The organism is Rhizobacter sp. P3_C12 (assembly GCF_056402735.1).
This window is the reverse complement of record NZ_JBFUGW010000525.1, coordinates 1-2,093: the sequence shown is the minus strand read 5'-3', so window position 1 is coordinate 2,093 and position 2,093 is coordinate 1. Positions and strand designations below refer to the sequence as shown.

General features: G+C 70.1%; 4 protein-coding genes. All 4 read right to left on the bottom strand.

Going from position 1 to position 2,093, the window contains the following annotated elements:
- The coding region (locus AC1DXV_RS34090; protein ID WP_490363522.1) for a DUF8684 domain-containing protein at nt 1-204 on the bottom strand (204 nt) is incomplete at its 3' end.
- 69 nt (nt 205-273) lie between these two features.
- A complete protein-coding gene (aroQ, locus tag AC1DXV_RS34085) occupies nt 274-732 on the bottom strand; it encodes a type II 3-dehydroquinate dehydratase (RefSeq protein WP_477872548.1) in 459 nt (152 codons plus the stop codon).
- Between the two features lie 123 nt (nt 733-855).
- Entirely contained in the window at nt 856-1,377 is a 522-nt protein-coding gene (locus AC1DXV_RS34080) for a TlpA family protein disulfide reductase (protein WP_477872546.1), read from the bottom strand.
- Nucleotides 1,374-1,982, bottom strand: coding sequence for a hypothetical protein (locus AC1DXV_RS34075; RefSeq protein ID WP_477872544.1), 609 nt, complete (start codon nt 1,980-1,982; stop codon nt 1,374-1,376). The genes AC1DXV_RS34080 and AC1DXV_RS34075 overlap by 4 nt, the downstream gene beginning before the upstream one ends.
- Between the last annotated feature and the right edge of the window lie 111 nt (nt 1,983-2,093).

The window sequence follows — 2,093 nt, the reverse complement described above, 5'->3', positions numbered from 1 at the left end:
GGCCGGGGCTGCGGCCACCGGTGCGGCGGGCGCAGCGGTGGCGGGGGCCAGCACCGGGGCGGCGTAGGCCACCGGGCCAGCCGCGACGAGGGTCGGGTCGGCCTTGACGATCCGGACCTTGCCGTCCGCCTCGGTGATCTCCAGTTCGGAGATGTTCGATTCGGACACGAGATCGATCAGGGTCTTCAGTTTGCGCAGGTCCATGGGTTCTCCAACTTCTGTCGTCGTTGTTGTCGGGCGCCCCCAACCGGTCGGTTCGAAGGCGCCGTGGGGTCAGGCCGTCCGGTGCGGAGGGCGCTTCGCGTCACGCTGCAGCACGTGGCGCAGGGCGCAGGCATAGCCGTCTGCGCCCAGGCCGACGATCACGCCGTCGGCCAGGTCCGAGAAATAGGAATGGTGGCGGAAGGCTTCGCGCCGGTGCACGTTCGACAGGTGCACCTCGATGAACGGGATCGCGACGCCGGCCAGCGCGTCGCGCAGCGCGACGCTGGTGTGCGTCAACGCGCCCGGGTTGATCAGGATGAACTGCGTGCCGTCGAGCCGCGCGGCGTGCACGCGGTCGATCAGCGCGCCTTCATGGTTGCTCTGGAAGCTCACCAGCGTCGAACCGGCCTGCGCCGCGATCTCGGCGAGATCGGCATCGATCTGCGCCAAAGTCGTCGCGCCATAGACCTCCGGCTCGCGTGTGCCGAGCAGGTTCAGGTTCGGGCCGTGCAGGACCAGGATGTGCATGAAACGCGGATCGGGTGCCTGGAGCAGGCGGCCCGGAATTTTGCGAAGGCTGAACTTTACGCGCTTTAGGGACCGAAGACTGCAATATAGAAAAATGGCAGCCGAATGGAACCCGGCGGCCCCTCAGCCGAGCTGTTGCACCCAGGCGGCCAGGTCCTGCTCGCCGATGCTGCCCAGTTTGCGCGCGATGATGCGCCCATCGCGGCCGAAGACGGCACTGAAGGGCAGCCCGCCGCGATCGTTGCCGAGCGAGCGGGCGAGATCGACGCCGGTCAGCCCGGCCAGGCCGACCGGGAAGCTCACCGGCACCTTCTTCAGGAACTCCCGCACCGGGGTCGGGCTGTCGACCGCCAGGCCGACCACGCGCCAGCCGGCTGGCTGGTGGGTGCGCTGGAAGGCATCGAGCAGCGGCATCTCCTTCACGCAGGGCGCGCACCAGGTGGCCCAGAAGTTCAGCAGCAGCGGTTGGCCGCGCAGGCCGGCCAGCGGCAGCGAGCCGCCTTCGGGCCGGTCGAACTGCAAATCCCACAGCGCGCGTTCGGCCTCGGGCAGGGCGCTGCTGCGTTCGCGCCACCAGCCGAAGCCGGCACCGGCGGCCAGTGCGGCGCCGGCGACGCCGATCGTCAACGCGTTCCGGCGGTTCATGACAGCCCCTCGTCCGAGGCGAGCAGACGGCGCAGCCCGGCCAGGTCCCCGCGCTCGCTGCGGCCGCGGCTGTCGGGTTTCAATGCACCGCGCAGGTCGTCGCGGTCCAGGATGGTCAGGTGCACGGTCACTTCCTCGCCGAGTGCGGCGCTCGGGCTGCTGACGGTCAGCACGTCGATCTGCTCGCCGCGCGGGCCGTCGAGGCTGCCAACGTCGTAGTCGACGCGGCGGTCGATCAGCGCGAGTTCGGCCTGCTTCGAGTCGTCGCAGAACAGCTCCAGCCGCACGCTGTTGAGCCGCGTCGCGGTGCCGCGCCAGACGGCGCCGTACAGGTGGGGGCGGAATTCCTGCAGCCGTTCCATCCACAGCAGCGCCACCTCGCGCAGCGCGCGCAACTCGGCGGGTTGGGTGTCGGCGCAGAACAGCGCGATGTAGGCCCGGACCTCGTCCTCGACCTGGTCGTTGTCGGGCAGGTCGACCTGCCGCGTGCTGCGCTTGCCGAGGTCGCGCGCCGCGCGGCGCTTGGCCGGCCCGTACTCCATGCCCTCTTCGACGATCAGCCGGGCGGCGGCGCTGGCGAGTTCAGTGCTGAGGTCGGAAGGCATCACGGGATTCTAGGAGGCATGCGAAGAACCCGGATTGGCATCCGGGCTACGGAAGCTCCACGGCGCCCATGCGGCTCACGACCGTGCCGGCCCGGCCGACCACGTACGGCG

Bases quoted from the DNA above. Each gene is read 5' to 3' on its own strand.
- aroQ (WP_477872548.1), bottom strand. From the start codon at position 732: ATGCACATCCTGGTCCTGCACGGCCCGAACCTGAACCTGCTCGGCACA.
- AC1DXV_RS34080 (WP_477872546.1), bottom strand. From the start codon at position 1,377: ATGAACCGCCGGAACGCGTTGACGATCGGCGTCGCCGGCGCCGCACTG.
- AC1DXV_RS34075 (WP_477872544.1), bottom strand. From the start codon at position 1,982: ATGCCTTCCGACCTCAGCACTGAACTCGCCAGCGCCGCCGCCCGGCTG.